This is a genomic window from Paenibacillus nasutitermitis (genome assembly GCF_014641075.1).
Classification (GTDB): Bacteria; Bacillota; Bacilli; order Paenibacillales; family Paenibacillaceae; genus Paenibacillus_Z; species Paenibacillus_Z nasutitermitis.
In genome coordinates this window covers 1-25,607 of record NZ_BMHP01000011.1, presented here as the reverse complement: position 1 = coordinate 25,607, position 25,607 = coordinate 1, and the positions used below count along the sequence as shown (strand labels likewise).

Sequence of the window (25,607 nt, the reverse complement as noted above, 5' to 3'; positions counted from 1 at the left end):
TGATGCTCATGGACATTTATCGTCCCACATGATCGTTTTAAGTCCCACCTCCATTGTACTGCAAACTTTTACAGGGGGCAAGTCACTATTTACCCCATAGAGCGCTTTCTGTCACATTTTACACAAATTTATATTGGCCAGCTCCTTGCTTTTCTTGCTTGTATCACATATACTTATTTTCGCTATCACATTTTGCGCCCGTGGTCCAATGGATATGACGTAGGCCTCCGGAGCCTGAGATCGAGGTTCGATTCCTCGCGGGCGCGCCATCATTTAACACTTCCCGGCATCCGCCGGTTTTTTAATATCTATAATTTGACCATCTTTGACTTTTAAAAAACAATCCGTTATGATGGAAATATAACAACGATCTACCCCGCTTGGCGAATTAAAGCAGCGCAAAACACCTAAGTATCGCTTACGAAGTGAGTTATTGCTTGAACGCTTGGTAACCCAAGCATCCAGGAATAACCACGCAATAACTTTTAGGAGGGAATTACATTGGAAATGAACTTTGTACCTATGGTTATCGAGCAGAGCAACCGCGGAGAGCGTGCTTATGATATATACTCCCGCTTGCTGAAAGACCGCATTATTTTCCTTGGCACTCCTGTGAATGACATGGTCGCTAATTCCATTATCGCCCAGCTGCTTTTCCTGGCTGCGGATGATCCCGAGAAAGATATATCGCTTTACATTAATAGTCCCGGCGGTTCTGTCTCGGCAGGTATGGCCATCTACGATACGATGCAATTTATCAAGCCAAGCGTGTCCACCATTTGCGTCGGAATGGCCGCTTCCATGGGCGCATTCCTGCTCGCCGCCGGTGAGAAAGGCAAACGATATGCATTGCCCAACAGCGAGGTCATGATTCATCAGCCGCTCGGCGGAGCTCAAGGCCAAGCGAGCGATATTGAGATTCGCGCCAAACATATTTTGAAAACGCGCGATACCTTGAACAAGATTTTGGCGGAACGCACCGGCCAGCCTCTTGAGAAAATCGAGCGCGATACCGATCGCGACTACTTCATGTCAGCCGCCGAAGCGCAAGCTTATGGACTTGTTGATAAAGTAATCGAGAAACTGTAACATCCTTAATTATTAATACTTTCAATTAGGAGTGCTGATCCCGCAGAGGGTCAGCACTTTTTTTATAACTTCAGGCTAGCCTTATATCATAACATTTAAACATTGTCAACAAAAATTCAGCGAGTTGAATTGGTAACGACTCCATGAATATTTCATGTTACTATGTACTAAATGATTCCAGATCCACCGACACTTAGGCTGTTATTGAAATCTAACTAACGGAGTTGCACACGCATGAAACTATCAAATCCATTCGCAAGCGTGCGAAATTTCATTCGTCCCAGTGAACCTGGTTACGTTTATAACCATTTCACGCCAGCATTTGATCGCTCCTTCGATCAAACCGTAACCCTACACGAAAATCGCAAATCTTATTTGCCGATGCAGGATAAATCTCTACTACTACGACCGCTTAGCGACATCCATTTGATTGAAGTCTATCATGAAGCCAAGGCGATGCGGCTCTCGGAAGAGTTTATCTCTTTAATCGAGCAAGCGATCGAACAACGCGGATTATCGGATTCCACCTAGAGTCTCACAACTTGTCCGGATCCGCAGCAGCACGAAGAAGCAGGGCCGATTGGATGTTTCCAATCGGCCCTGCTTCTTTTTCATATTCGAGCCGTCCAAGCGGGCAACCGCTACTGCATTTCGTAAGTCACCTGTACATGGGCCGACAATGTGATTTCACCGGTTTGCAGCACGCTTCCCGCTCCATCCGCAGATGACTGGGCACTTTCCGCCATTGCCCGATTATTATAAATAGGGACGCTTCCCGCGCTGGTTTGCGTAACATTGACAACTTCCTTCACTTGTTTTCCTGCAGCCTTGGCTAGCGTTTCAGCCTTGGATTTGGCATTTGCCATGGCTTTCTCCAGTGCTTGAAGCTCGTATTGGTCCTGCTTTTCGGTATCAAACTGCACACCCTCCATCCGGTTGGCGCCTGCAGTGGACAACTGATCCAGCAGCTGCCCGATGGTAGTTAATTCTCTGCTCGTAATTTGAATACTGTGCGTGGCCACATAACCGGTCACTTTATTTGTTCCATCTTTTTCGTTATACGTATACTGCGGCTGAACATTGAAATTCGTGGTTTTCACGTCTTTCGTCGCCAGCTTGTTTTTTTCAAAGAGCACCTTCTGAAGAGCCGCAAACTTCGTAGCGTTGTTGGCTTGTGCTTCCTTGGCTGTCGCAGCCCGCGTCTCTACGCCCACATTAATGTAGGCCACATCAGGCGACGCTTGCAGCTCGCCTTTGCCGCTTACCGTAATAATCCCCTTCTGCACGTTTCCAACCTCCTCGGCAGCATATACGTTGCCCAAACCTCCGTTTGCCCCGATGACGGCTCCGATCCCGACAGCGACCGCAAGCGCGGCCGTTAGTATCCACTTCTTCCTGCCTTTTTGTATTCCTATTTGGCCTCTTTCGGTTTCGGTTACTGAATCGGTCGTTTTCCTCTCAAACATGCATCATCATCCCCTTGTCACAAAATTGGTTTCATTTTCTATAACGAATGCAAGGCTTGGGATGTTGCATCCCGGTTATGGACAAGCAGCGGAATCAACAGAAAAAAGCCCCTTCCCGGGACTTCTCTGTTTGAAAAACCTCTATGGCCTTGGCTAGAGGCGCCAGTTCCATCTTATGATTTATTGGTTCTCAAGCTCTTCTTTGCTGACCAAATTGACTAAAGCGGTTACAGCCTGGTCGGCATCCGAACCTTCCGCGCTAATCGTTACTTCCGTACCTGAGCTGATCGCAAGGCTCATAATCCCCATAATCGATTTCGCATTCACTTTTTTCTCGTCTTTCTCGACGAACACCTCGGAAGAAAACTTGTTCGCTTCCTGAACAAAAAGTGCGGCCGGTCTTGCATGAAGACCTGTCTTCAGTCGAACGACAACCGGATGCCTTGTCATGGAAATTTTACCCCCTAAACTATATTCAATCGTGCGATTGAGAATTTTGCAAACGTCATTTTATTCTCCATTATACCACTTTTTCAGCAACTTAACTAGCCTTAGGCTAACCGTTCCTTATTTTTTCTGCAAGTTCGTCCAGTTTCCTTAATCTGTGGTTCACGCCCGACTTGCTGACCTTCCCCTTAAGGATCTCGCCGACTTCCTTCAAATTGATATCCGGATGCATCAGGCGCACCTCTGCGACCTCCCGCAGCTTCTCCGGCAGGTTCTCAAGGCCCATTTCCCGTTGGAGCAGCTTGATATTGTCAATTTGCCGGACGGCGGCGCCAATTGTTTTATTGAGGTTGGCCGTTTCGCAATTGACGATACGGTTAACTGAATTGCGCATATCGCGCATAATCCGGACATCCTCGAACTTGAACAGTGCCTGGTGAGCGCCTATAATGTTCAACAGCTCGATGATCTTCTCGCCTTCCTTCATGTAGAAAATGAAGCCTTTCTTGCGCTCGATGCAGCGTGCATTCAGGTCAAACTTGTTCGCCAAATCCACAAGCGCCTTGCAGTGCTCCTCATACATGACGGCAATCTCCAGGTGATACGAGGACCCTTCCGGATTATTGACGGATCCCCCGGCAAGAAATGCCCCCCGGAGGTAAGACCGCTTGCAGCATGATTTACGGAGCATGTCTTTATCTATTCCCTGATTAAACATAAACCCTTCAGAAACAATACGCAAATCGCTCAGAATTTCCTGTACCTTTGCGGGGATGCGGACAATATAGACATTATTCTTTTTCAGCCGCATTTTCTTGCGGACAAGCAGCTCCGTATGGACGTCGAATTGTTTTTTCAGAAGCGTATAGATACGTCTGGCAATCGCTGCATTTTCAGTGGAGATATCGAGAATGACTTTGCGGCTGGATACCGAGACGGATCCGTTCATCCGGATGAGGGCAGATAATTCCGCTCTTTCGCAGCAGGGCTCCGATTCGATAAGCGTAAGTTCTTTTTTCGTTTGAGCCGCAAAAGACATCTTCTCTCACCCCTTTCGTTCCATCCAGTTTTCCACCAGCTGGTAAATATGATGGCTCAGCCGCTCGGCATCGTGACGCAGATAGGTGCGAAACAGAACGAGCCTGTCGGCAATCACTTTGTAGCCGCGCCGCGTCACTTCATCCAGATCCAGATGGACGGCCTTGGCACCAAGCTCCGCGTATTTAAGCTGTACCTGGGGCGGAATTTCGCCGTCATTAACAATGATATAATCAAACAGATGGTGGCCGACATGAGCATGAATAGCCGCCAAATGGTCGCTGACCGAATACCCGTCCGTCTCTCCCGGCTGGGTCATTACATTGCATACAAACATCTTGATCGCATTGGAATCCATGATGCTCTGGGCAAGCTTAGGCACCAGCAAATTGGGAATGATGCTGGTGTAGAGGCTGCCGGGGCCAATCAGAATGGCGTCGGCTTCCTGAATGGCTTCAACCGCTTCCTGCAGCGGCTCCACATCAGCCGGCTCGATGAACACGCGTCTGATCGGCTGGCCCGCCTTGGGAATATTCGACTCGCCAGTCACAATTGTGCCGTCCGCCATCTCGGCATGCAATACAATCGCCTCGCCGGCAGCCGGCAGTACACTGCCACGGACCGCCAGAACCCGGCTTAACTCGCGTACGCCGGAAACAAAATCGCCCGCAATGTCCGTCATGGCAGCCAGCATAAGGTTGCCCAGGCTGTGTCCGGCCAGCCCGGTGCCGTTGCTGAAGCGGTATTGGAGCATATCGGACAGGAGCGGTTCCACATCGGCTAAAGCAATCAGCACATTGCGGATATCCCCAGGCGGGGGCATCTGCAGCTCGCTGCGCAGAATGCCCGAGCTTCCGCCGTCATCGGCGACGGTAACGATTGCGGTGATATCGAGTGGCTTCTCCTTGAGTCCCCGCAGCATCACAGACAGTCCCGTACCACCGCCGATCACCACGATCCGGGGCAATCTTTCTTTGGATTGTTCAGTCATGCTCCACCTCAGTGCCGGTCCCTATCCGCATCTCGATGGCTCACCCGGATGATCTCCGTATCGCCGCTGCCCAGCATGCGTCCCATATATTCAGCAATCGCTACGGAACGGTGCTTGCCGCCCGTACAGCCAATTCCGATCACAACCTGACTCTTACCCTCCTTGCGGTAAAGAGGGATCAGAAACTGCAGCATATCCAGCAGCTTGGTCAGAAAGGTCTGCGTCTCCGGCCATTTCATCACATAATCGTAAACATCGGGATCCTGCCCCGTGTTCGGGCGCAGCTGCTCCACATAATGCGGGTTCGGGAGAAAACGGACATCATAAATCAAATCCGCATCAATCGGGATCCCGTATTTGAATCCGAATGAAGTAATGTTAATGGAGATGATGCTCATGTCGGCATTCGAGAACCGGGACATGATCCGTTCCTTCAGCTGAGCAGGCTTCAGATTGCTTGTATCGATCACCTGCGTTGCCCAGCCCTTCAGGTCCTCCAGCATTCTGCGCTCCAGCTTAATGCCTTCCAGCGGAAGACCATCCGGTGCCAGTGGATGGCGCCTGCGGCTTTCCTTATAGCGTTGAACGAGCACGCTGTCCGTAGCATCCAGAAACAAAATTTCGTAACCAATCGTAAAATGGTCCTTCACGTAGCTCAGTGACTCCGACAACGCCGTAAAGAATTCACGTCCCCGCAAGTCGATGACAAGCGCCACTTTACCTATTTTGCCGTTGGATTGCTCAATTAACTCGGCAAATTTGGGAATAAGAACCGGCGGTAAATTATCAACGCAGAAATAACCCAAATCTTCCAAGCTCTGCACTGCAATTGTCTTCCCCGCTCCGGACATGCCTGTGATGATGACCAGCTTTGCCATCGCTGTTCCCGCATCCATCGCTTATTCCTCCCAACAATACTGCAACTGTTAATCGGATATTTTCGATTCAGTTGTCAGTAATACTGCAACTGTTAATCGGATATTTTCGATTCAGTTGTCAGTAATACTGCAACCGTTAATCGGATATTTTCGATTCAGTTGTCAGTAATACTGCAACCGTTAATCGGATATTTTCGATTCAGTTGTCAGTAATACTGCAACCGTTAATCGGATCATTTTCGATTCGGTTGTCAGTAATACTGCAACCGTTAATCGTGGTTTATCCGACTGAGGTTGTCAGTTAACCTGCAACCGCTAATCGTGATTATACGTCTAAGAACGAATGATAAGACCGGCAGCGCCTACAACTCCGGCATTATTGCCAAGAATGGCCGGCACGATTTCAACGCCCTCCTGAGCCACTTCAGGAGTAAGCTTGCGGACCACTTCGCGAATTTGTTCAAACAGGAATTCGCCGGCTTTGGAAACTCCGCCTCCGATTATGAAACGCTGAGGGTTGAGAATAACCGCCACGGCGGCCATCGATTTCCCCAAATAAAACGCAGCGCGGCTGACGATGCGCATTGCCACCTCATCGCCCGCTTTGGCGGCATCCAGGACATCCTTGGCCATAATATCCGGCACAAAGGAAAGCGAGGTACGGTCACCACGCTGTACAGCGTCCTTGGCCATCCGGATAATGCCGGTCGCGGATGAGACTGTCTCCAGACAGCCCATTTTGCCACAGTTGCATTGAATGGCTTCCAGATCAGGCACGACCGACATATGGCCAAGCTCCCCGGCCATACCGCGGAAGCCTTCAACGATTTTACCGTTGATGATGACGCCGCCGCCGACACCGGTACCCAGCGTGTAACAGACACAATCGGAAATGCCGCGTCCTGCTCCAGCCCACGCTTCGCCAAGGGCGGCGACATTCGCATCGTTGTTGACCAATACTTTAGTCTGAAGCTTTTCTTCCAAAATATCCTTTAAAGGTACATTGTTGAAATACAGATTTACTGATAATTTAACGATCCCATTAGGGATATCCAGGAAACCGGCGATACCGACGCCAACGCCTTCAACCTGCTCCCAACTGTATGGGGATTCATCGATAATTAAACGTGCATAATCCGCAATATTTTGACAAACCGCATCTGACCCGTCTTCTACGCCAGTCGGTCCTTCGTGAGTGTGAAGAAGCTCGCCTTCGCTGCTGCAAATGCCTAATTTAATCGTAGTTCCGCCAATATCTACACCAATAACAATTTTCTCAGACATGAATAGGACACCTCAATAATATAGGAATGGGGGTGTTTCTGTGTTCAACTATAAGCGAACGCTCCTGACTGGTCAAGCGCATGGAAAACCTCTAAAAGCGCTCGAATGACCCCCTGCCTGACGTCAGGAACCTCATGGACTGCCTTGCATGAAGTGGCGCCGTCCATGCTGGTTGGACAGCGCCACTTCAACTTCCTATTGCTTCAGCCACCACTCGCATGCATGGCAGTTAGTCCTGATTCAAAATTTCGCTCCAGTCATGCACCGCGTGGCCTTCCACGAATTTCTCGCAATCCAGTGCCGCCATGCAGCCGCTGCCTGCAGCCGTAATCGCCTGCCGGTATTTATGATCCTGAACATCGCCGCAGGCAAAGATACCCGGGATATTCGTCTCCGTCGTGCCCGGCTTCACAATCAGATAACCCGTTTCATCCGTATCCAGCTGGCCGCCGAGGAACTTGGTGTTCGGTGTATGGCCGATTGCCACAAAGATACCGTCCGTTTCAATAACCTCTTCAGCGCCGGTTTCATTGTTGCGAACCTTCAGTCCCGAAACGCTATGCTCGCCCGCCACAACCTCAAGCGGAGTCCGGTTCAGCGACCAGGTGATTTTGCTGTTCTCACGCGCACGATCCTGCATGATTTTGGAGGCCCGCATTTCACTGCGGCGATGTACAAGCACAACCTCTGAGGCGAATTTGGTCAGGAAGCTTGCTTCTTCCATTGCAGAGTCGCCACCTCCGACCACGATGATTTTTTTGCCGCGGAAGAAGAATCCGTCGCAGGTCGCACAAGTGCTGACTCCGCGCCCGACATAATCCTTCTCATTGGGAATGCCCAGATATTTGGCCGATGCGCCAGTCGAAATAATCAGCGACTCCGCCTGCAGCTCGCCTTGCCCTTCAACTTGTATAGTGAACGGACGTTTGGATGTATCCACCGAATTGACCCAGCCCGTGCGGAACTCAGCACCGAAACGCTCTGCCTGCTTGCGCATATTTGCCATCAGATCCGGTCCCATAATACCGTCTGGGAAGCCCGGAAAGTTCTCCACTTCCGTCGTTGTGGTCAGTTGTCCACCAGGCTCAGGGCCTTCAATAACAAGAGGGTTCATGTTGGCTCGGGCCAAGTAGATCGCTGCGGTCAGCCCGGCAGGACCTGTTCCGATGATGATTGACTTGTACATACAATATTTCCTCCTTATGCATTCGCTATTTCTTATTCTTGATGGTTAGCGGTCAAAGCGGGAAAAGCCATTTTCATTTTTTCCTTAATGCCGCAAATTTCATCAATGCGTTTGGCGCATTTGCTTACGGTTGCAATCGATGTTCCGTAACGCTGGGAGACTTCATGGTACGAAATCGCACGGCGATGCATCTTGGCGGTTAAATACTCCAGGGCAGCTGCCCAGCCCTCAATCTTGCCAAGCTTGGGCACATCCGGATAGACGCGGGACAAGAATTCGATCCAGAGAGTCAGCAGATCATGCTGCTGGACCAAATCATAATGCTTCTTCATGCGGAGCAGCGCAGCCTCCAGCACCGCCTGCCACTTATCCTCCCAGACGGGAAGCCTGGAGGGCATGCGGCTGTGCTCAATAACCGTATCCTGGCCTTCCAGGACCGCTTGAAGGGAATCATGCACACCGATGGATCGGAGGACAAAGATCGCGATTCTCTTGAGATAATCTTCCTCCTGCGGTTCTACGATAAAATCACGCAGCGCATCCTTGACCTCATTGTCCGCAATCAGACCAAGCGCTTGAATGACCTGAAGCTTCGTATGCCGGTCGCCATGGCGTAGCGCCCAGAAGAATGAAGAGCGCACAAGCGGATCCCGCTTCAGATGATCAGGGATAGCGTCGGTCGACTTCTCCCAGAGTTTGAACTGCTCCTCAAAGGGCAAATGGTAATGGTAACTCGTGGGTGCTGGATGCCTCCCGGCACGCACGCCTGCAAGCTGTTCCAGATAATAGCTGGAAACCTTGGATTCCGGATCGAGTTTCCCGGCCTGCAGCCACAACCGCTGGGCTTCGTCGAATCTGCCAATGTTGCTGCAGGCAACCGCCGTATAATGGTACAGACAGGCATCGGACTGCACAGTGCTGTCTTTTAGCAGCCGCAAAAAATGGCGGTAGGCTTCTCCATGCTCGCCAAGTATGCCCATCGTAGTGGCAAGTTTAAACACATGCTCCTCGTGGAACGGGACCGTTTTGGCCAGCAGTTCAACCAGCGGTTTCAGCTGGACCTGGTCGTGGGCATGCTGATAAAAAATCGCCAGATTGCACAGCGCGTGCAAATTGCCTGACTCGATTTCCAAAACCTCGCCGATAGTCGCCAGCGCCTTGTCGAACATGCCCATATAATAATAGGCAAGCGCCAGGTTATTTCGGGCAGCGAGAAAGCCCGCGTTCTTCTCCACAATACTCTCCAGCATCCTGACGGCTTCCACAAACTTGCCTTCCTCCAGCAAGGAGCGGGCTTGGTCATGTTCATAGATGCCTTCGCGAGCCTTAATAAAAGCAAGCTTCGTTGGCCGCTCCAGCTCATAATGCAGCAGCTCCATCATCTCTTCGGATTCTTCAAGGAATTGACCTTCCCCATCTTCCTCCAGATAACGGACCAGTGCTTCTTCAGCGGCTTCATACATTTCCATGTTGGCAAAGTTGTTCGCCATATAGAAATGACATTCCGTCATTTCCGGATCCATTTCTTCCACAATTCTGCGGAGGATCTCATTGGATCCTTCATAATTGCCCATCTCGGACAATATCCCCGCCATATTGCAATGGTTGACCGGATTATCCGGTTCGTATTCGACAGCGCGCCGGAAATATTTCAGTGCCTTGTCATAATGATATCGATCCAGCGAGCGTACAGCTCGCTCGAAGAAGAACGTAGCGTCCCATTGAATCGGTATTACTTTTGTTTTGTTGTTCATAGCCGCACGTTTCTTTTCTTTCATCCGCAAGGCACCTCCCCGGTACTTCAAAGTTTCTACGATTATACCATAGCGCGGCCTATCCATACACGAAAGAAATGTGGCAAAATCGCGGACTGCCTGCATGGGCGATTACCCCTTCCGGCAGGAAGACGGTAATCGCAAATGAAGGAGCACACGCGATTCAGGTAGGTACCGCCTGTATCAGGCAGTCATATAAGAGAGCAATTGCAGCTATGCCGCAAGTGCCCCCGCTAAGACAATTGTTATACGCCCGCGTTCTTGAACAAGGTGCTGATAGAGCCGCCTTGGGTAATAATGCGGGTTGCTTCCGCAAGCATCGGCGCAACCGACAGCAGTGTGAACCGGTCGGAGCGATGGTCCGGCAGAGCGATGGAATCCGTTACGATGACTTCCTTAATGCTGGGATGATCCAGCCGCTGCAGCGCTGGTCCCGAGAACAACGGATGTGTGGCGCATACATAAACGTCCTCCGCGCCGCGTTCCTTGAGACCCTCCACAACATTGACGATCGTGGTTCCCGTATCGATCAGATCCTCAATAATAATCGGTGTCTGACCCTCAACATCCCCGATAACATGAGTAATAATCGATTCGTTATGCGTAGGACGTTTTTTGATCATAATCGCAAAAGGGGAATCCAGGTAGTTAGCCAGCTTCTCCGCGGTAGAGGCTCGTCCGGCATCAGGCGATACGACGACCGGGTTCTTGATATGCTTGCCTTTCAAGTAATCACTGATCAGATCAAGCGCAGTGAGGTGGTCCACGGGGATATTAAAGAAGCCCTGTATGGCCGGCGCATGCAGATCGATCGTAATGACGCGATTCGCACCAACCGTTGTCAGAACGTCAGCCAGCATTTTGGCTGAGATGGGTTCGCGCGGTGCGGCTTTCCGCTCCTGGCGCGCATAACCGTAATAAGGCACGACGATGTTAACCGTACGGGCGGATGCACGTTTGGCCGCATCGATCATGACCAGCAGTTCGACAAAGTGATCATTAATAGGATGGGAAAAAGACTGCACGATGAATACGTCGCAGTTGCGGATCGTTTCTTCGTAGTGGACATAAATCTCTCCGCTTTTGAAGCGGGACAGTTTGACTTTACCGAGAGGCAGACCGAGTTCCTCGCTGATCCGTTCGGTTAGCTTCGGGTTCGAGGAACCCGAGAAAATACGCAGCTTGTCGCTAAACATGATACCCTCCTGAGCGAATAAACTACTGAAATTTGCATGGATTAAATGCATTCCAATCGTTCTTACGTAACTAAGTTTCGACAAGTTTCATTATACATCGAAACTGTCATAATTCAAAAATCGACCATCTTCCGTTTTCGCCCTTCAAAGGTCGCCAGCTGCGTTATCCCGCATTCTTTCAGCATCGCGCGCGCCTCATCCAAATATTGGCCAAGCCGCTCGGGCTGATGGGCATCGGAGCCAATGGTCACGGGAATTCCCAATTCGCAAGCCCGCTCCAGCATCCTGCGGCTCGGAAACATCTCCGCTGCAGGAGTCCGAAGGCCTGATGCATTCAGCTCAATAGCCCCATTATAACGCTTTACGGTTTCCAGCGCAGCATCTTCCAGATCGGTGACATCGGCGCCCGGCTGGAAGCCGAACCGCTTGATGACATCAATATGGCCGATATAATCATACAGACCGGAGGCCGCGGCCTTACTGACAGCCCCATAATATTGCTTGTATACAGCCAGACGATCCCGGCTTTCCCAGCCTTGCGTTTGCCGGAAGTCGGTAATATCCCACTCTCCCAAAAAATGCACCGATCCAATCACATAATCCCATGGATAACCTGCGATCATGGCCCCGATCCGGTCTTCCCAGCCCTCGATATAATCGCCTTCAAGTCCGACGCGCAGGTCGATCCGGCCTTTATATTTGGCTTTCAGTTCAAAACATTCTTCCACGTAACGAGGCAGCTCATCCATCGGCATGGCCATCTCCGGCAAATAAGTCGCCGGGTCCACATGAAGCAGCGGCATATGATCAGACAGTCCCAGCTCGTCCAGCCCGATTTCGATTCCCCGGCGCACATATTCCTCCAGCTTGCCGACAGCATGACCGCATCGTTCATGATGAGTATGGTAGTCAATCCGCATCTGACGGGTACACCGCCTTCCTTGGTCATGAGTGGTTAAAGCCTTCTTCAATTCCGGAACTAAGAGGACTGCTTCGATTTGTTGTGACGGTGTCCAAGCTCGCGCATCACATCATCCAGTGGCATTCCTCGTTCGCGCAGCAGTACCATCAAGTGGAAAATAAGATCGCTTGTTTCACATCGCAGCTCATCGTTGTCTTTATTCTTGGCGGCGATGATCACTTCCGCCGTTTCTTCGCCGACCTTCTTAAGGATCTTATCGACGCCCTTCTCAAACAGATAGGTCGTATAGGCACCGTCAGGACGCTCCGCATAACGCTGCGCGATAACAGCCTCCAATTGGCTGAGCATCGCAAAGCGGTCGCCTCCCGGCTCTGCCGTATCCTTGTCCGCGGAACCGGAGAAACCGTCCACTTCATTGAAGAAGCAGCTGTAGCGTCCGGTATGGCAAGCCACGCCGGTTTGTTCCACACGCACTAGAAGCGTATCTCCGTCGCAGTCATAATGCATCGAAACAATACGCTGCGTATGTCCGCTGGTCGCTCCTTTATGCCACAATTCGCCTCGGGAACGGCTCCAGAACCAGGTTTCACCCGACTGCGCCGATTTCTCCAGCGATTCCCGGTTCATGTAGGCCATCATCAGCACTTCCTTGCTGATGGAATCCTGTATAATAGCCGGCACCAGGCCGTCGTTATTCCACTTAATCTGTTCCGCTGCCGCTTCTATACCCTGCTTGCTGCTGCTCATCGAACCTCGACTCCTTTTTGCCGCAAATCATCCTTCACATCGCGGATCGTCATCTCTTTGTAATGGAAAATCGTCGCCGCCAGCCCTGCATCGGCATGTCCTTGCTGGAATACATCATAGAAATGCTCTACCCGTCCTGCACCTCCGGAAGCGATGATCGGAATCCCCAGCGTATCCGAAACCGCCTGCGTCAGCTTCAGGTCAAATCCGTCCTTGGTGCCGTCGGCATCCATGCTCGTGAGCAAAATCTCGCCCGCGCCGAGCTGTTCGACTTCCTTCGCCCAGGCCAGTGCTTTCATTCCGGTCGCGTTTCTGCCGCCATGCGTATAAACTTCCCATTCGCCCCACTCGGGATTGAATTTCGCATCAATCGCGACGACAATGCATTGGGAACCGAATTTGCGCGCGCCATCCTTAACAAGTGACGGATTTTTGACAGCTGCGGTATTAATGCCGATTTTGTCCGCACCTGCGCGGAGCAGGCGTTTCATATCGTCGACATGGGCAATTCCGCCGCCGACCGTAAACGGAATGGTAATCTCGCCAGCGGTACGTTTCACCACTTCGATCATGGTGGCCCGTCCTTCATGCGAGGCCGAAATATCCAGAAATACCAGCTCGTCGGCCCCTTCTTTGTCATAAGTCGCCGCAAGCTCGACTGGATCGCCGGCATCGCGCAAATTGACGAAATTGACTCCTTTAACTACCCTGCCATCCTTCACGTCCAAGCAAGGGATAATCCGTTTGGCCAACATGACGCCATCCCCCTTTTTGTATACCGATTTCTTGTTGTGCATCTTGGCATCGTAACCCAAGTTGGTGCAACAGCCTTTTCTCTCAATATCAGCTTTCTGTCTCCAGCTTTGCGGAAACCGCCTTCCGTATCTAGGGGCTCAGGCCCCAGTCAGCTGATTCTCATGCCATCCGCTGATCTTGGTTGCCAATCTCAGACCACAACCTGCCGGGAAGCGGTCAACGCCAGAAAATTATTCAGCAGCCGCATGCCCAGATCGCCGCTCTTCTCCGGATGGAACTGCATGCCATAAACATTACCGCGGCCTACAACCGCCGTCACCGGCTGGTGATAATCGGTTGTCGCCAGCAAATCCTCCGTCCGTCCAGGCATGACGTGGAAGGAATGCACAAAATAAACATGGCCTTCATCCAATCCGTCCAGCAGCGGACTTGCCTGACGGAAGGACAGCTTGTTCCAGCCCATGTGGGGAACCTTGTAGCCGCCTTGAAAACGGACCACCTTCCCCGGTAATAAGCCGAGCCCCTGATGCTGTCCGTATTCTTCGCTTTCGGTGAAAAGCAGCTGCATGCCCAAACAGATGCCCAATAGTGGTTTGCCGGAAGATGCGTAGAACTTGACGACATCTTCAAGCTTCGTATTTTGCAGGTTCTGCATGGCATCGCCAAAGGCTCCGACACCCGGCAATATTGCACCATCCGCCTCCATGATTTCCTTCACGTCCGCCGTAATCAGCACCTCATAGCCCAGACGTTCAACCGCTTTGCTGACGCTGTGCAAATTGCCCATGCCGTAATCGATGATAGCGATCATCTTACAGCACTCCTTTCGTGGAAGGGACTCCTTGCACCCGCGGATCCACGCTGGTCGCTTCATCGAGAGCGCGGCCGAGCGCCTTGAATACCGCTTCAATCATATGGTGGGTATTGGCGCCGTAATGCACAATAACATGCAGGGTCATTCGCGCCTCTAGCGCCAGCTTCCATAGAAATTCATGGACCAGCTCAACCTCGAAGCTGCCGACCTGGGCGGATGGATACTCTGCCCGATATTCGAAATGCGGCCGGTTGCTCAAATCGATCACGACCTGCGCAAGCGCCTCATCCATCGGTACAAAAACGGAGGCGTAACGTTTGATGCCCCGTTTGTCGCCCAGGGCTTGCTGAATCGTTTGGCCGAGACAGATGCCGATATCCTCCACCGTATGATGATCGTCGATATCGATATCTCCGCGCGCCTCCACATTCAAATCGAAGTGGCCGTGCTTGGTGAACAAGTCCAGCATATGATTCAGGAACGGCACGTCCGTGTCGATCTTGGCCTGACCGCTTCCATCGATGGCAAATCCCAGTTTAATATCCGTTTCATTTGTCTTACGCGCCACATCAGCCGCGCGAATAACTTGCTCCGCCATATGAGATGCCCTTCTTTCGCTGTTCAAGATTGAATTTTTTGTATTAGACCTTCACATCGTTTAGCTCTAGCCGAACCTATTTCCCTTCATGCTCGACACGGATCTCGATTGCTCTTGCATGCGCCTCGAGTCCTTCATGCCGTGCAAGCGTCATAATGTGATCGGCATTAGCCAGCAGCGCGTCTTTGCTGTAATAGATTAAACTTGATTTCTTGACGAAATCATCCACGTTCACCGGAGAGGAAAATCTTGCTGTTCCATTGGTAGGCAGAATATGGTTGGGGCCCGCAAAATAATCCCCGACCGGCTCTGAGCTGTAAGGACCGATGAAGATCGCCCCGGCGTTCTCAATCCGTCCAAGCAGGGCCATCGGCTCCGCCACCATAATCTCCAAATGCTCCGGCGCCATCCGGTTGATGGCTGCAACAGCATCATCCACGGAATCCGCCAGCAGCACAGCCCCGTTGCTATCGATCGATTGCCGGGCAATGCTCTGCCGCGGCAGAGTCGCCAGCTGGCGCTCCACCTCCGAGACAACGGCATCTGCCAATCTCTGCGAGGTCGTGACCAGAATAGCCGAGGCCATCTCGTCATGCTCCGCCTGGGAGAGCAGATCAGCGGCCACATAGGCAGGGCTCGCGCTGTCGTCCGCCCATACGACAATCTCGCTCGGACCCGCAATACTGTCGATGTCCACCGCGCCGAATACCGCGCGCTTGGCCAAGGCTACATAAATGTTGCCGGGTCCGCATATTTTGTCCACCGGGCGTATGCTCGCCGTACCATAGGCAAGCGCGGCAATCGCCTGCGCTCCGCCGACCCGGTACATCTCCTTCACGCCAGCCTCCGCTGCGGCTACCAGAATATAAGGATCGATGCCTGCCGTGCCTCCGGTTGACGGAGGCGTGACCATCACAATTTCCGGTACGCCCGCTACCTGGGCCGGAATTACATTCATAAGCACCGAGGAAGGGTAGGCCGCTTTCCCGCCGGGCACATATACCCCAACACGCTTCAGAGGGCGGAGCATCTGTCCCAGCATAGTCCCGTCAGGCTGTACATCCATCCAGGACTGGCGCACCTGTTTCTCGTGGAAGGTGCGGATATTGACTGCGGCCAGACGGATGGCTGTCAGGAACGCATCGTCCACTAGCTCATACGCGGCCTGGATCTCATCCTCCGTCACACGCAGCGAGCCCGCATCCAGCTTGACGCGGTCATGCTCCTCCGTATACCGCAGCAGCGCCGCGTCCCCCTCTATCCGGACGGCCTCCACGATCTGCTGGACCGCCTTGTTCTGCTCCGGTGTCCCGTATTCCACCTCGCGGGTTAAACCGTACTGCTCCGCACGCAGCATACGCATGCCGCATCGCTCCCTTCATCATCGCGCTGACGCCTTAACGGCCGGCAGCGCCCTTATTTCCACGCCAAGGTCGATAACGCCCCTGGTTGGCTTCTCAACGCTTCCCCGCACCCGGTTTCCCACCTGCGTCCGCAGGGCTCAGACTTTAGGCTTGTGCAGCGATTGTCTGCTGCAGCTTGTCGCACAAGCTCTGGATCGCCTCATTCTTCATCCGGTAGCTGACGCGATTGGCAATCAGACGGCTTGTAATGCCGAAGATCGTCTCCATCTCGATAAGGCCGTTCTCCCTCAGGGTCTGGCCTGTCTCCACCATATCGACAATGCGGTCGGCAAGGCCGATCAGCGGCGCCAGTTCAATGGAGCCGTTCAGCTTGATCACTTCCACCTGCTGCCCGCGCTCGCGGAAATATTGTGAAGCGACGCTGGGATATTTCGTGGCTACGCGGGGATGGATAACCGGCTTCCAGTCCGGCATTCCGATAACCGACATCCGGCATCTGGCAATGCCTAAGTCCAACAGCTCGTAAACATCTTTATTTTCCTCCATCAGCACATCTTTGCCGACAATGCCGATATCCGCTACGCCATACTCCACATAAGTCGGCACATCGACCGGTTTAGCCATGATGAACGCCATGCCCAGCTCAGGGATTTCGATAATCAGCTTTCTCGTATCGTCAAAGTCACTGGGGATCGGAAGCCCCGCCTCACGGAACAGCTTGGATGCCTGTTTATAGATACGCCCTTTTGGCATGGCCACTTTCAACAATTCCTTGCCGGCGGCCCCTCCGCTGAGGTCCGATGCCCCATTCCATAATCCGTCATGCAAGCTCATCATGGGCGGCTCCCTTCTTTGAAAAATGTGAGCAGCCTCGCAAACGTTACGCCTTTATACACCATTCCTGCGCTGCCGCCAATAGAAGCCGCATCCGCTGCCGCCTTCTGAGCGGCTGGATCCATCTTCTCCGTGACGACGACAGATGTGCCCGACTCGCGCAGCCGCTGCGCTTCCAGGAGCGCCTGCGGCCTTCCTGCGGCATCATAACCGATTAATATCCGCTCTGCTGCATCGGATGCCACGCGGTTGCCGGTTAGCTCCAGAATCCGCGTTGTCTTCAACGCGAATCCCGTTGCCGGAGCCGGCCGGCCAAACTGCTTAAGCAGATTGTCGTAACGCCCTCCGCTTGCTACCGGCGAGCCCAGATCGGCAGCATAACCTTCAAAGGTCATGCCCGTATAATATTTAAAGTCCCCGATCATCGTCAGATCAATAAGCACATGCTCACAAACACCGTAAGCCTCCAGCACATCCCACATCTCGCACAGATGCCCGATAGCCGAACGGGCCGTAACATTTGCGCTAAGCTGCAGCGCCTGCTCGCAAATATCCTGGCTGCCCCGCAGCCGGAGAATGCCCTCCAGCTCCGTCTGTACCGGTTCAGCGAGCGACAGCGCACGCAGACGCTCACGGTAACCGACATAGTCCCGTCCCAGCAGACAGGCCTTCAGCTCCTCCTGGGCATCTTCCCGTCCTTTGAGCGTTTCTTCAAATAACCCGTTCAGGAAACCGACATGGCCAATAGCGATCTTAAACCGGTCCACTCCGGCCGCCTTCAGGGAAGCAATCGCAAGCGCAACCACCTCTGCATCGGCTTCAGCCGAAGCGTCGCCTACCAGCTCGACCCCCGTCTGGAAAAACTCCGCCTCGCGGCCAGCTTCTTCCTCAATAGACCGAAAAATATTGGAGTGATAGGATAGTCGCAGAGGAAATTCGGATTCCTTGAGCAGGGAAGCGACGACCCTTGCAATTGGTGCCGTCATATCCGAACGCAGCACAAGCGTGGTTCCCCGATTGTTGAGCAGCTTGAACAACTTCTGATCGGAAGTGGCGCTGGCTACTCCAACCGTATCGTAATACTCCATGGTGGGGGTTATGATTTGCTCATATCCCCATGCGCTCATGCAAGCGAGCACCTGGCTTTCAATTTGCCGCAGCCTGGATACAGCATGCGGCAGGTAATCTTTAACCCCAATCGGCTTCTCAAATACCTTTGGTTTGGACATGTATATTCACCCACATACGCTTTAGTTTATTAACGTGCTACCATGTTACCATACTGCCAAAATAAAGTGATTAGTCGTAATAATATCATGCTCCAAATCATTCGTCAAGACGTAAGAACTTGCCTCCTGAGCAGCAAAACAGCCCTCGCAGCCGCAACTGCGAAGGCCTTCCTAATCGCTGGACCGCAGACTCCGGATCACACGGAACTCCGGATTTCCCTAATGGGATTGCCACCGACAAAAGCCCCGGCAGCCACATTCTTATGAACCACCGACCCGGCGGCCACAACCGCTCCGTCCCCGATGGTCACCCCCGGGAGGATCGTGGTATTTGCTCCGATCATCACATTCGAGCCAATAACCACATTGCCGAGGCGGTATTCCTTAATCAAATATTCATGCGTCAGAATAGTCGTATTGTAGCCGATGATAGAGTTATCCCCCACCGTAATGCGCTCCGGAAAAAAAACATCAACCATCACCATAAGCGCAAATGCGGTACTGCGTCCGACCCTCATGCCCAACACATGCCTGTATATCCAGTTCTTGACCGGCAGGGACGGACAATAGCGCGTGAACTGTATGCATATAAAATTACGTACAGCCTTGAACCGGCTGACTGTATGATACATTTGCCAAAGGGCATTCGGGCCTTCGACCGGATAGCGCTCCACATTCCTCAACCGCTACAGCTCCAATCCGACCAGCGCGTACAGATCGCGCATATCATGAATGATGTGACGTGCGCCATACTCGGTCAGCACAGCTTCGCCCTTCAGCGACCAGGCAACGCCGACGGAAATCGTTCCCGCTGCTTCAGCCGACTGGATATCCACGATGCTGTCACCCACCATAATCGTCGTTGCCGGATCTGCGCCTAGAGCTTTCACCGCCATAAGCACCGGTTCGGGGTGCGGCTTGGGATGCGTGACATCGTCGATGGTCACAATTCCATCCGGATGAATGTAATCATACAAACCGGTGTAATGAAGGCCCCGTTCTGTCGTGAGTCTCATTTTGGTTGTGACGATGCCGATCTGTATTCCTGCAGCATGCAGGTTGGCCAGTACTTCTTTTACCCCGGGAAAAGGCTTCACATACTCGTCATGCATCCGCAGATTAACCTCTCGATATACGGCAATAAGCTGTGAAACATCCTCCTGCCCTGAGAATTTCTGCATTTGAACATGCAGCGGCTCTCCCATGCTGGGGATGATATGCTCCCGGCTGAATGGCGGCGGGACAATTTCCTGCAGCGCATGCAGAAAGGAATGTATAATCAATTCGTTCGTATCCAATATGGTTCCGTCCAAGTCAAACAAAACGGTGCGTATTGCTAATGTCATGATGTCTCGTTACCCCTTTATGCCTTCATCCTTGCGGTCCGCTGTTTCTTTACGCTCCGCTTCGTTCGGTAGAACCGCTGTCCGCTCAGCCGCATCCGGAGCGGCCGCTTCCGCTTCCGGGTCTCCGCTTGCGCTCACACCTGCAGGCAGTCCCGTTCTGCGGTTTATAATCGGATCCTTATAGTGCTCGGATGCCGCTCCTGTGACACGGCGGATAATAATGATGGCTATTGCCGCAATAATGAGCAGTACCGCAAGCAGCTGGGAGATACGAACATTGCCATAGGCGGGATCCAGATAACCCTGCTCGAATACTATAGTCATCGGAGACCACAAGCCGTCCATAATGGATACAAGCCAAGCCGGTCCGTCAAAAGCCAGGCTGTCCGTTCTCAGAGCTTCAATATAGAAGCGTCCGATGGAATACCAGATGAAATAGGTCATCAGTATCTCGCCTGCCCTCACGAAATAACGGCGGCGCAGCACGAACAGCAAAATAAGTCCAGCCAGATTCCACAGGGATTCGTACAGGAAGGTCGGATGATGAAAGACCCCCTCTACGTTCATCTGATTCACGATCCAGCCGGGAAGATGGAGCGTTTCGCGCAGAAAGCTCTCGTCGGTCGGCCCGCCGTAGGCTTCCTGATTTACAAAATTGCCCCAACGGCCGATCATTTGCCCGGCAATCAGTGATGGTGCGCAGATATCCATAATCCGCCAGGGGTTGTACCCTTTATAGCGGAAATAGATAATGCCGCAAATCATGGCGCCAATCAACGCTCCATATATGGCGATACCGCCATTCCATATTTTAAATACGTCCATCAAATTGTTCTTATACTCGTCCCACTTAAACGCGACGAAGTAGATCCGTGCCCCGATAATGGCCGAGGGAACACCCAGGAGGAGCAGGTCCATGAAGAAATCCGGCGACAGTCCGTATCGCTTTCCCTCCTGGACAGCAAGCAGGAGACCGACAAGCGCCGCCGTCCCCAAAATAATACCGTACCAGTGCACGCTTATCGGCCCCAGTGAAAAAGCGATCGGATTTAACAATAGTTCATACATCCACAACGGCTCCTTTTATCAATCAAAATCGTCCGAATCGTCAGCGATGGTCTCGGTCAGCTTATTCGTAAACTGGAGCGCCGCATTATAACCCATCCGCTTCAACCGGAAGTTCATAGCTGCCACTTCAATGATAACTGCCAAGTTGCGGCCCGGTCTGACCGGCACGGTTACGAGTGGAACATCGGTATCAATAATGCGCGTCGTCTCTTCATCCAGCCCCAGGCGGTCATATTGTTTGTCCGGCTGCCAGTTCTCAAGTCGAATGACAACGCTGATCCGCTTCATCGTACGAATCGCTCCGGCACCGAATAGCGTCATTACATTGATAATGCCCAATCCTCTTATTTCCAGCAAATAACGGATTAATTCAGGTGCGCTGCCGTGCAGCTGTCCATCAGAGGTTTGTCTGATTTCAACCGCATCGTCGGCAACCAGCCGGTGACTGCGTTTGACAAGCTCAAGCGCGGTTTCACTTTTGCCGATTCCGCTGCCTCCGGTAATCAACATGCCAACCCCGTACACATCCACCAGAACCCCATGAATCGTGGCCGAAGGCGCAAGCTTGCGCTCCAGAAAATTCGTAATCCGGCCGATCAGGATCGTGGTGGCTACAGAACTGCGCAGCACCGGGATTTTTTTTTCATTGGATTGCTGAATGAGTTCGAGCGGGGCTTCAAGACCGCGGGTAATGATAAAACAGGGGGTCTCATCATCACAAAGGCGCTCAATCCGGTCCATCCGTTCTTCATTGCTCAGCGTATCCATGAAAGCAAGCTCTGTTTTACCCAGGATTTGCACCCTTTCTTTCGGGTAATAATGAAAATACCCTGCCATCTCCAAGCCTGGTCTTGATAAATCATCGACCGTTATACTGCGGCGCAGACCATCTTCTCCACTGACAATTTCAAGTTGAAATTGCTGGACAAGCTCCGACACCTTTACTTTTTTAGCCATTGCCAGGCCTCCTTAAATCGCTGGTGTTGCATCTGTCACTGTTATGTAAATTTCTAATGTAATCATCGTATAGGAAATAAGCGCTGAAATCAACGTCTCCCTAAATCTCCAGCCGGATAACAATGCAATCAGCCGAATAAATACTTGCTTGTTGTCTCATAATCCGGACATACAAAAACAACCGTCCTGCGGCAGGACGGCTGTTCGAAGAAAAGCTTCTATTTCTTAAACTTCAAAAAGGTTCAGTTCTGTTTCTTTATCAAATACATGAACTTTGTTCATGTCGAGGGCAAGCTTCACGTTCATGCCTTCTTTGAGGCCGGAACGACCATCAACACGACCGATCGTGGTGTCTTTACCAATACCGTTCAGGTACAGATACATTTCATGACCCAAGTTCTCGGAAACCTCGATATGAGCGTTAACGATAGAGTTAGGCGATGCTTCCAGGAATACCGGCTCTTCATGAATATCTTCCGGACGAATTCCAAGAATGATATCTTTGCCAATGAAGTTTTTGTCGCGCAGCAATTTCGCTTTGCCTTCTGGAATGACAACATCCACACCTGTTGTTTTGAAGCGAACATCTCCGCCTGCTTCGGTCAGTGCGCCTGTAATGAAGTTCATCGAAGGAGCGCCCATGAATCCGGCAACAAACAGGTTTACAGGGTTGTTGTACAGGCCTTCCGGTGAATCCGCTTGTTGAATGATACCGTCTTTCATAACTACGATACGGTCACCCATCGTCATGGCCTCAATTTGGTCATGCGTTACATAGATACAAGTGGTTTCAAGACGTTTAACCAGTTTGCTGATCTCCGCGCGCATTTGACCACGAAGTTTAGCATCCAAGTTGGAAAGAGGCTCATCCATCAAGAAGACTTGAGGCTCACGAACGATCGCACGGCCGAGCGCGACACGTTGACGTTGTCCACCGGACAATGCTTTTGGTTTACGCTCAAGCAGATGCTCGATATCAAGAATTTTAGCGGCTTCACGAACGCGTTTCTCGATGTCCGCTTTTTTGAATTTACGAAGTTTAAGGCCGAAGGCCATGTTTTGATATACGTTCATATGCGGATACAATGCATAAGATTGGAACACCATCGCGATATCGCGGTCTTTAGGAGCGACATCGTTTACAAGACGTTCGCCGATAAACAATTTACCTTCGGAAATCTCTTCCAGGCCAGCAATCATACGAAGCGTGGTCGATTTACCGCAACCGGACGGACCAACAAGAACAAGAAACTCCTTGTCTTTAATGTCAAGGTTAAAATCCTTAACCGAAGCAAGATCAGTACCAGCGTATTTTTTGTAAATATGTTCTAAGCGTACACCTGCCATTTGTATTTCCCCCTAAACGGATATTGTTCATCATTGCTATATTTATATCTTATATCAGTGTAGGCTATATGACTATGCACATACTTTACAAAAAAGTCACTTTCTTTTCGTCACTTTATACAATAGTAATATGATTTTAACCAATACCGCATCGCGGAACAACCGGACGTCCAATTCCGTTTCCTGCTTCAGCTTGTCCAACCGGTAAAGCAGCGTATTTCGATGAATATATAGTTTTTTCGCCGTTTCGCTGACATTGCAGTCCAAGTCAAAAAAGGTTTCCAGTGTCGTTAAAATTTCGGTTTCAAGGAAAAAGTCAGTGCGTTTAAGTGCCTGCTCGACAAACTTGGCTCTTTGCATCTCCGGGATCGTATTGAGCAATCTCTCCAAATGAAGCAGCCAAGGCAAATGGATATTCGAACCGACGTGAAAGGCTCGTCCCAGATGGACTGTTTCGCGAAGCAGCGCCGTAGTGGCTACAATCGAATTTGCGGGCGATATGGGCGGCGCGACCGCCAGATGGCATTCCCCGATCCACTCGCTGGCCAGCATTTCATGCAGCCCGTATGCAATCGGTTCCAGACTTTCTTCAACGGACTCCTCCGATTCCTCATCTCGCTCTTCGGACTGGGCATCGCGAATGAGCGATATCGGACCAAGCACCAGCCACTCCTGCTCCTTTAACGGAATAAGCATCATATCCTCGGCCAGAAAAGTCCGCAGCAGCTTCTCCAGATCGCTGTAACTGGTCCTTCCAACCTCCAGCTGCTCCGATACGAGAAGAAAGGGGATCATATTGGAGAACAAGCGGCCTCTGGCCATCAGCCTGTCCGGGATCGAAATCTGCGACTCGCTCGTATCCAACTGCTCCACAATCCAGGCACCGAGTTCCCGGGCGAAGCGCTCGGACTCTGTAACGCCTTCATAATTCTTTACGGTAGAGGAACGAATTTGCGTAAGACTCCATCCAATCAGTCTCATTTCCTTGTCGGTAAGCTGAGCGCGTTCTACTTCAATATAATCGACATACTCTGAGTCACTACCAAGCGCGAACCATAAGGGCCCCTTTGAAACAACCATATAGTCTCCGGGTGTCACAGTATGGGTGGTACAAATATACTTCAAGAAGCTTTCACTTTCGTCAATTTGCGCTTTCCATTGCTGCACGGGCAACTGAAGCTGGCGCACCGGACAATCGAGTATCGTTTGCAGCTGGTCAATCCATTTTGCTTCACTCATCGGCTGGCCCCTATCCGTAGAACGCTTCCTGCGTCCTTTGTTTAAAAATCCGCATGTGCTATATTTCGAAAAAGCCTCATCAATAGCTTGCAACAGCTTCTTCTGGGACATTGTATCATACATCTCAAAGGATTTCAGCCTCAGTCACGGTGAGCCTTATGCTGAACGACAGGTAAATATAAACAAAAAAACCGCAAGCATCAGCTCGCGGTTCCGGATATTGGATTTAAGATGTCAAGGTGAGGAAATGGTGAGCCATGAAGGACTCGAACCTTCGACACCCTGATTAAAAGTCAGGTGCTCTACCAACTGAGCTAATGGCTCTTGCTGTTATAAGGAATGGTGGAGGGCGATGGGTTCGAACCACCGAACTCGTAAGAGAGCAGATTTACAGTCTGCCGCGTTTAACCACTTCGCTAGCCCTCCACAATGTAAACATAAGGCGTGAACGCCTTGAGAAAAAATGGTGGCTCGGGACGGAATCGAACCGCCGACACGAGGATTTTCAGTCCTCTGCTCTACCGACTGAGCTACCGAGCCTCATTTGTAAAAATACCCCTAAAAAGAGGAACATTACACGAATGGTGTGTAATGGCGGAGCTGACGGGATTCGAACCCGCGGTCTCCTGCGTGACAGGCAGGCATGTTGGGCCACTACACCACAGCTCCGTATGTAACTTTCATGGTGGAGGCTGACGGGATCGAACCGCCGACCCTCTGCTTGTAAGGCAGATGCTCTCCCAGCTGAGCTAAGCCTCCATATAGGTGTGGTAGCGGCGGAGGGAGTCGAACCCACGACCTCACGGGTATGAACCGTACGCTCTAGCCAGCTGAGCTACACCGCCACACAAAACGCCCCAAAACTGCTTGTCCTTTACTGCGACTGGGGCCAGCCGGTAAAGTCAGGTATACGAGGTTAGGTCTAACCGTCGTATGCTTAAATGGGAATGAGCCGCACTTGTCGGCTGCTTCCATTCTTACACCCTGAAAACTGGATACGAACGTTTGCGAAACGTTTAGTGGTTGAATGTGTTAG

At 51.6% G+C, this 25,607-nt stretch carries 25 protein-coding genes and 7 tRNA genes; 3 read left to right on the top strand and 29 right to left on the bottom strand.

All coding sequences use genetic code 11. The features are described 5' to 3' along the window. Positions 1 to 194: 194 nt before the first annotated feature. The 3 genes from IEY46_RS33210 to IEY46_RS36640 all read left to right on the top strand — a co-directional run bounded on the left by IEY46_RS33210 (position 195) and on the right by IEY46_RS36640 (position 1,620). Positions 195 to 269: transfer RNA gene (locus IEY46_RS33210), tRNA-Arg, on the top strand. 238 nt (positions 270 to 507) lie between these two features. After that, complete coding sequence (gene clpP, locus IEY46_RS33205) at positions 508 to 1,089, top strand: ATP-dependent Clp endopeptidase proteolytic subunit ClpP (protein ID WP_188999954.1); 582 nt, start codon at positions 508 to 510, stop codon at positions 1,087 to 1,089. A gap of 234 nt (positions 1,090 to 1,323) precedes the next feature. After that, positions 1,324 to 1,620 carry a sporulation histidine kinase inhibitor Sda gene (locus IEY46_RS36640; RefSeq protein ID WP_229750712.1) on the top strand — a complete coding sequence of 99 codons (297 nt, stop codon included), beginning with the start codon at positions 1,324 to 1,326 and terminating at the stop codon, positions 1,618 to 1,620. A 110-nt stretch (positions 1,621 to 1,730) separates the two neighbouring features. Here IEY46_RS36640 and IEY46_RS33195 read toward each other — a convergent pair whose 3' ends face one another. The 29 genes from IEY46_RS33195 to IEY46_RS33055 all read right to left on the bottom strand — a co-directional run bounded on the left by IEY46_RS33195 (position 1,731) and on the right by IEY46_RS33055 (position 25,416). Beyond that, on the bottom strand, positions 1,731 to 2,555 hold the full coding sequence (locus IEY46_RS33195; RefSeq protein ID WP_188999800.1) for an SIMPL domain-containing protein: 825 nt from the start codon (positions 2,553 to 2,555) through the stop codon (positions 1,731 to 1,733). Positions 2,556 to 2,735: 180 nt separating this feature from the next. Beyond that, entirely contained in the window at positions 2,736 to 3,005 is a 270-nt protein-coding gene (locus tag IEY46_RS33190) for an HPr family phosphocarrier protein (protein ID WP_188999798.1), read from the bottom strand. 106 nt (positions 3,006 to 3,111) lie between these two features. After that, entirely contained in the window at positions 3,112 to 4,041 is a 930-nt protein-coding gene (gene whiA, locus IEY46_RS33185) for a DNA-binding protein WhiA (RefSeq protein WP_188999795.1), read from the bottom strand. 6 nt (positions 4,042 to 4,047) lie between these two features. Next, a complete protein-coding gene (gene mgfK / locus IEY46_RS33180; RefSeq protein ID WP_188999792.1) occupies positions 4,048 to 5,031 on the bottom strand; it encodes a gluconeogenesis morphogenetic factor MgfK in 984 nt (327 codons plus the stop codon). 8 nt (positions 5,032 to 5,039) lie between these two features. After that, positions 5,040 to 5,927, bottom strand: a complete 888-nt coding sequence (rapZ, locus tag IEY46_RS33175) for an RNase adapter RapZ (protein ID WP_188999789.1) — start codon at positions 5,925 to 5,927, stop codon at positions 5,040 to 5,042. Between the two features lie 315 nt (positions 5,928 to 6,242). Further along, positions 6,243 to 7,193, bottom strand: a complete 951-nt coding sequence (locus tag IEY46_RS33170) for an ROK family glucokinase (RefSeq protein WP_188999785.1) — start codon at positions 7,191 to 7,193, stop codon at positions 6,243 to 6,245. Positions 7,194 to 7,422: 229 nt separating this feature from the next. After that, entirely contained in the window at positions 7,423 to 8,379 is a 957-nt protein-coding gene (gene trxB, locus IEY46_RS33165) for a thioredoxin-disulfide reductase (protein WP_188999782.1), read from the bottom strand. A gap of 32 nt (positions 8,380 to 8,411) precedes the next feature. Then, positions 8,412 to 10,157 (bottom strand): tetratricopeptide repeat protein, encoded by a 1,746-nt coding sequence (locus IEY46_RS33160; RefSeq protein WP_188999779.1) that lies wholly within the window; start codon positions 10,155 to 10,157, stop codon positions 8,412 to 8,414. A 242-nt stretch (positions 10,158 to 10,399) separates the two neighbouring features. Then, positions 10,400 to 11,350 (bottom strand): ribose-phosphate diphosphokinase, encoded by a 951-nt coding sequence (locus IEY46_RS33155; protein ID WP_188999776.1) that lies wholly within the window; start codon positions 11,348 to 11,350, stop codon positions 10,400 to 10,402. Between the two features lie 113 nt (positions 11,351 to 11,463). Then, positions 11,464 to 12,270, bottom strand: a complete 807-nt coding sequence (locus IEY46_RS33150; RefSeq protein ID WP_188999772.1) for a histidinol-phosphatase — start codon at positions 12,268 to 12,270, stop codon at positions 11,464 to 11,466. Between the two features lie 59 nt (positions 12,271 to 12,329). Further along, positions 12,330 to 13,019: a bifunctional phosphoribosyl-AMP cyclohydrolase/phosphoribosyl-ATP diphosphatase HisIE gene (gene hisIE, locus IEY46_RS33145; protein ID WP_188999769.1), complete on the bottom strand. Its 690-nt coding sequence runs from the start codon at positions 13,017 to 13,019 to the stop codon at positions 12,330 to 12,332. Continuing rightward, on the bottom strand, positions 13,016 to 13,774 hold the full coding sequence (gene hisF, locus IEY46_RS33140; RefSeq protein WP_188999948.1) for an imidazole glycerol phosphate synthase subunit HisF: 759 nt from the start codon (positions 13,772 to 13,774) through the stop codon (positions 13,016 to 13,018). The genes hisIE and hisF overlap by 4 nt, the downstream gene beginning before the upstream one ends. Before the next feature lie 191 nt (positions 13,775 to 13,965). Continuing rightward, the gene (hisH, locus tag IEY46_RS33135; RefSeq protein ID WP_188999767.1) at positions 13,966 to 14,586 is read right to left on the bottom strand and encodes an imidazole glycerol phosphate synthase subunit HisH; all 621 of its coding nucleotides are present in this window, start codon (positions 14,584 to 14,586) and stop codon (positions 13,966 to 13,968) included. A 1-nt stretch (position 14,587) separates the two neighbouring features. Continuing rightward, positions 14,588 to 15,187 (bottom strand): imidazoleglycerol-phosphate dehydratase HisB, encoded by a 600-nt coding sequence (hisB, locus tag IEY46_RS33130; protein WP_188999765.1) that lies wholly within the window; start codon positions 15,185 to 15,187, stop codon positions 14,588 to 14,590. A 76-nt stretch (positions 15,188 to 15,263) separates the two neighbouring features. Continuing rightward, positions 15,264 to 16,550: a histidinol dehydrogenase gene (gene hisD, locus IEY46_RS33125; RefSeq protein WP_188999763.1), complete on the bottom strand. Its 1,287-nt coding sequence runs from the start codon at positions 16,548 to 16,550 to the stop codon at positions 15,264 to 15,266. 145 nt (positions 16,551 to 16,695) lie between these two features. Next, positions 16,696 to 17,304 (bottom strand): ATP phosphoribosyltransferase, encoded by a 609-nt coding sequence (hisG, locus tag IEY46_RS33120; protein ID WP_188999945.1) that lies wholly within the window; start codon positions 17,302 to 17,304, stop codon positions 16,696 to 16,698. Between the two features lie 80 nt (positions 17,305 to 17,384). Further along, positions 17,385 to 18,614 carry an ATP phosphoribosyltransferase regulatory subunit gene (locus IEY46_RS33115; protein WP_188999761.1) on the bottom strand — a complete coding sequence of 410 codons (1,230 nt, stop codon included), beginning with the start codon at positions 18,612 to 18,614 and terminating at the stop codon, positions 17,385 to 17,387. 197 nt (positions 18,615 to 18,811) lie between these two features. Continuing rightward, positions 18,812 to 19,297: an acyltransferase gene (locus IEY46_RS33110; RefSeq protein WP_188999759.1), complete on the bottom strand. Its 486-nt coding sequence runs from the start codon at positions 19,295 to 19,297 to the stop codon at positions 18,812 to 18,814. Positions 19,298 to 19,300: 3 nt separating this feature from the next. Further along, positions 19,301 to 19,960, bottom strand: a complete 660-nt coding sequence (gene ppaX, locus IEY46_RS33105; RefSeq protein WP_188999757.1) for a pyrophosphatase PpaX — start codon at positions 19,958 to 19,960, stop codon at positions 19,301 to 19,303. 9 nt (positions 19,961 to 19,969) lie between these two features. Beyond that, positions 19,970 to 21,028 (bottom strand): prolipoprotein diacylglyceryl transferase, encoded by a 1,059-nt coding sequence (lgt, locus tag IEY46_RS33100; protein ID WP_188999756.1) that lies wholly within the window; start codon positions 21,026 to 21,028, stop codon positions 19,970 to 19,972. An 18-nt stretch (positions 21,029 to 21,046) separates the two neighbouring features. After that, the gene (gene hprK, locus IEY46_RS33095) at positions 21,047 to 21,985 is read right to left on the bottom strand and encodes an HPr(Ser) kinase/phosphatase (RefSeq protein ID WP_188999753.1); all 939 of its coding nucleotides are present in this window, start codon (positions 21,983 to 21,985) and stop codon (positions 21,047 to 21,049) included. A 225-nt stretch (positions 21,986 to 22,210) separates the two neighbouring features. After that, positions 22,211 to 23,332: an ABC transporter ATP-binding protein gene (locus tag IEY46_RS33090; RefSeq protein WP_188999751.1), complete on the bottom strand. Its 1,122-nt coding sequence runs from the start codon at positions 23,330 to 23,332 to the stop codon at positions 22,211 to 22,213. A gap of 96 nt (positions 23,333 to 23,428) precedes the next feature. Continuing rightward, positions 23,429 to 24,571: a PucR family transcriptional regulator gene (locus IEY46_RS33085; protein ID WP_188999749.1), complete on the bottom strand. Its 1,143-nt coding sequence runs from the start codon at positions 24,569 to 24,571 to the stop codon at positions 23,429 to 23,431. 248 nt (positions 24,572 to 24,819) lie between these two features. Next, a tRNA-Lys gene (locus IEY46_RS33080) sits at positions 24,820 to 24,895 on the bottom strand. 16 nt (positions 24,896 to 24,911) lie between these two features. Continuing rightward, positions 24,912 to 24,997: transfer RNA gene (locus IEY46_RS33075), tRNA-Tyr, on the bottom strand. Between the two features lie 38 nt (positions 24,998 to 25,035). Further along, positions 25,036 to 25,111 (bottom strand) — tRNA-Phe (locus IEY46_RS33070). Positions 25,112 to 25,163: 52 nt separating this feature from the next. After that, positions 25,164 to 25,240: transfer RNA gene (locus IEY46_RS33065), tRNA-Asp, on the bottom strand. Between the two features lie 14 nt (positions 25,241 to 25,254). Further along, positions 25,255 to 25,330 (bottom strand) — tRNA-Val (locus IEY46_RS33060). A gap of 9 nt (positions 25,331 to 25,339) precedes the next feature. Next, a tRNA-Met gene (locus IEY46_RS33055) sits at positions 25,340 to 25,416 on the bottom strand. Between the last annotated feature and the right edge of the window lie 191 nt (positions 25,417 to 25,607).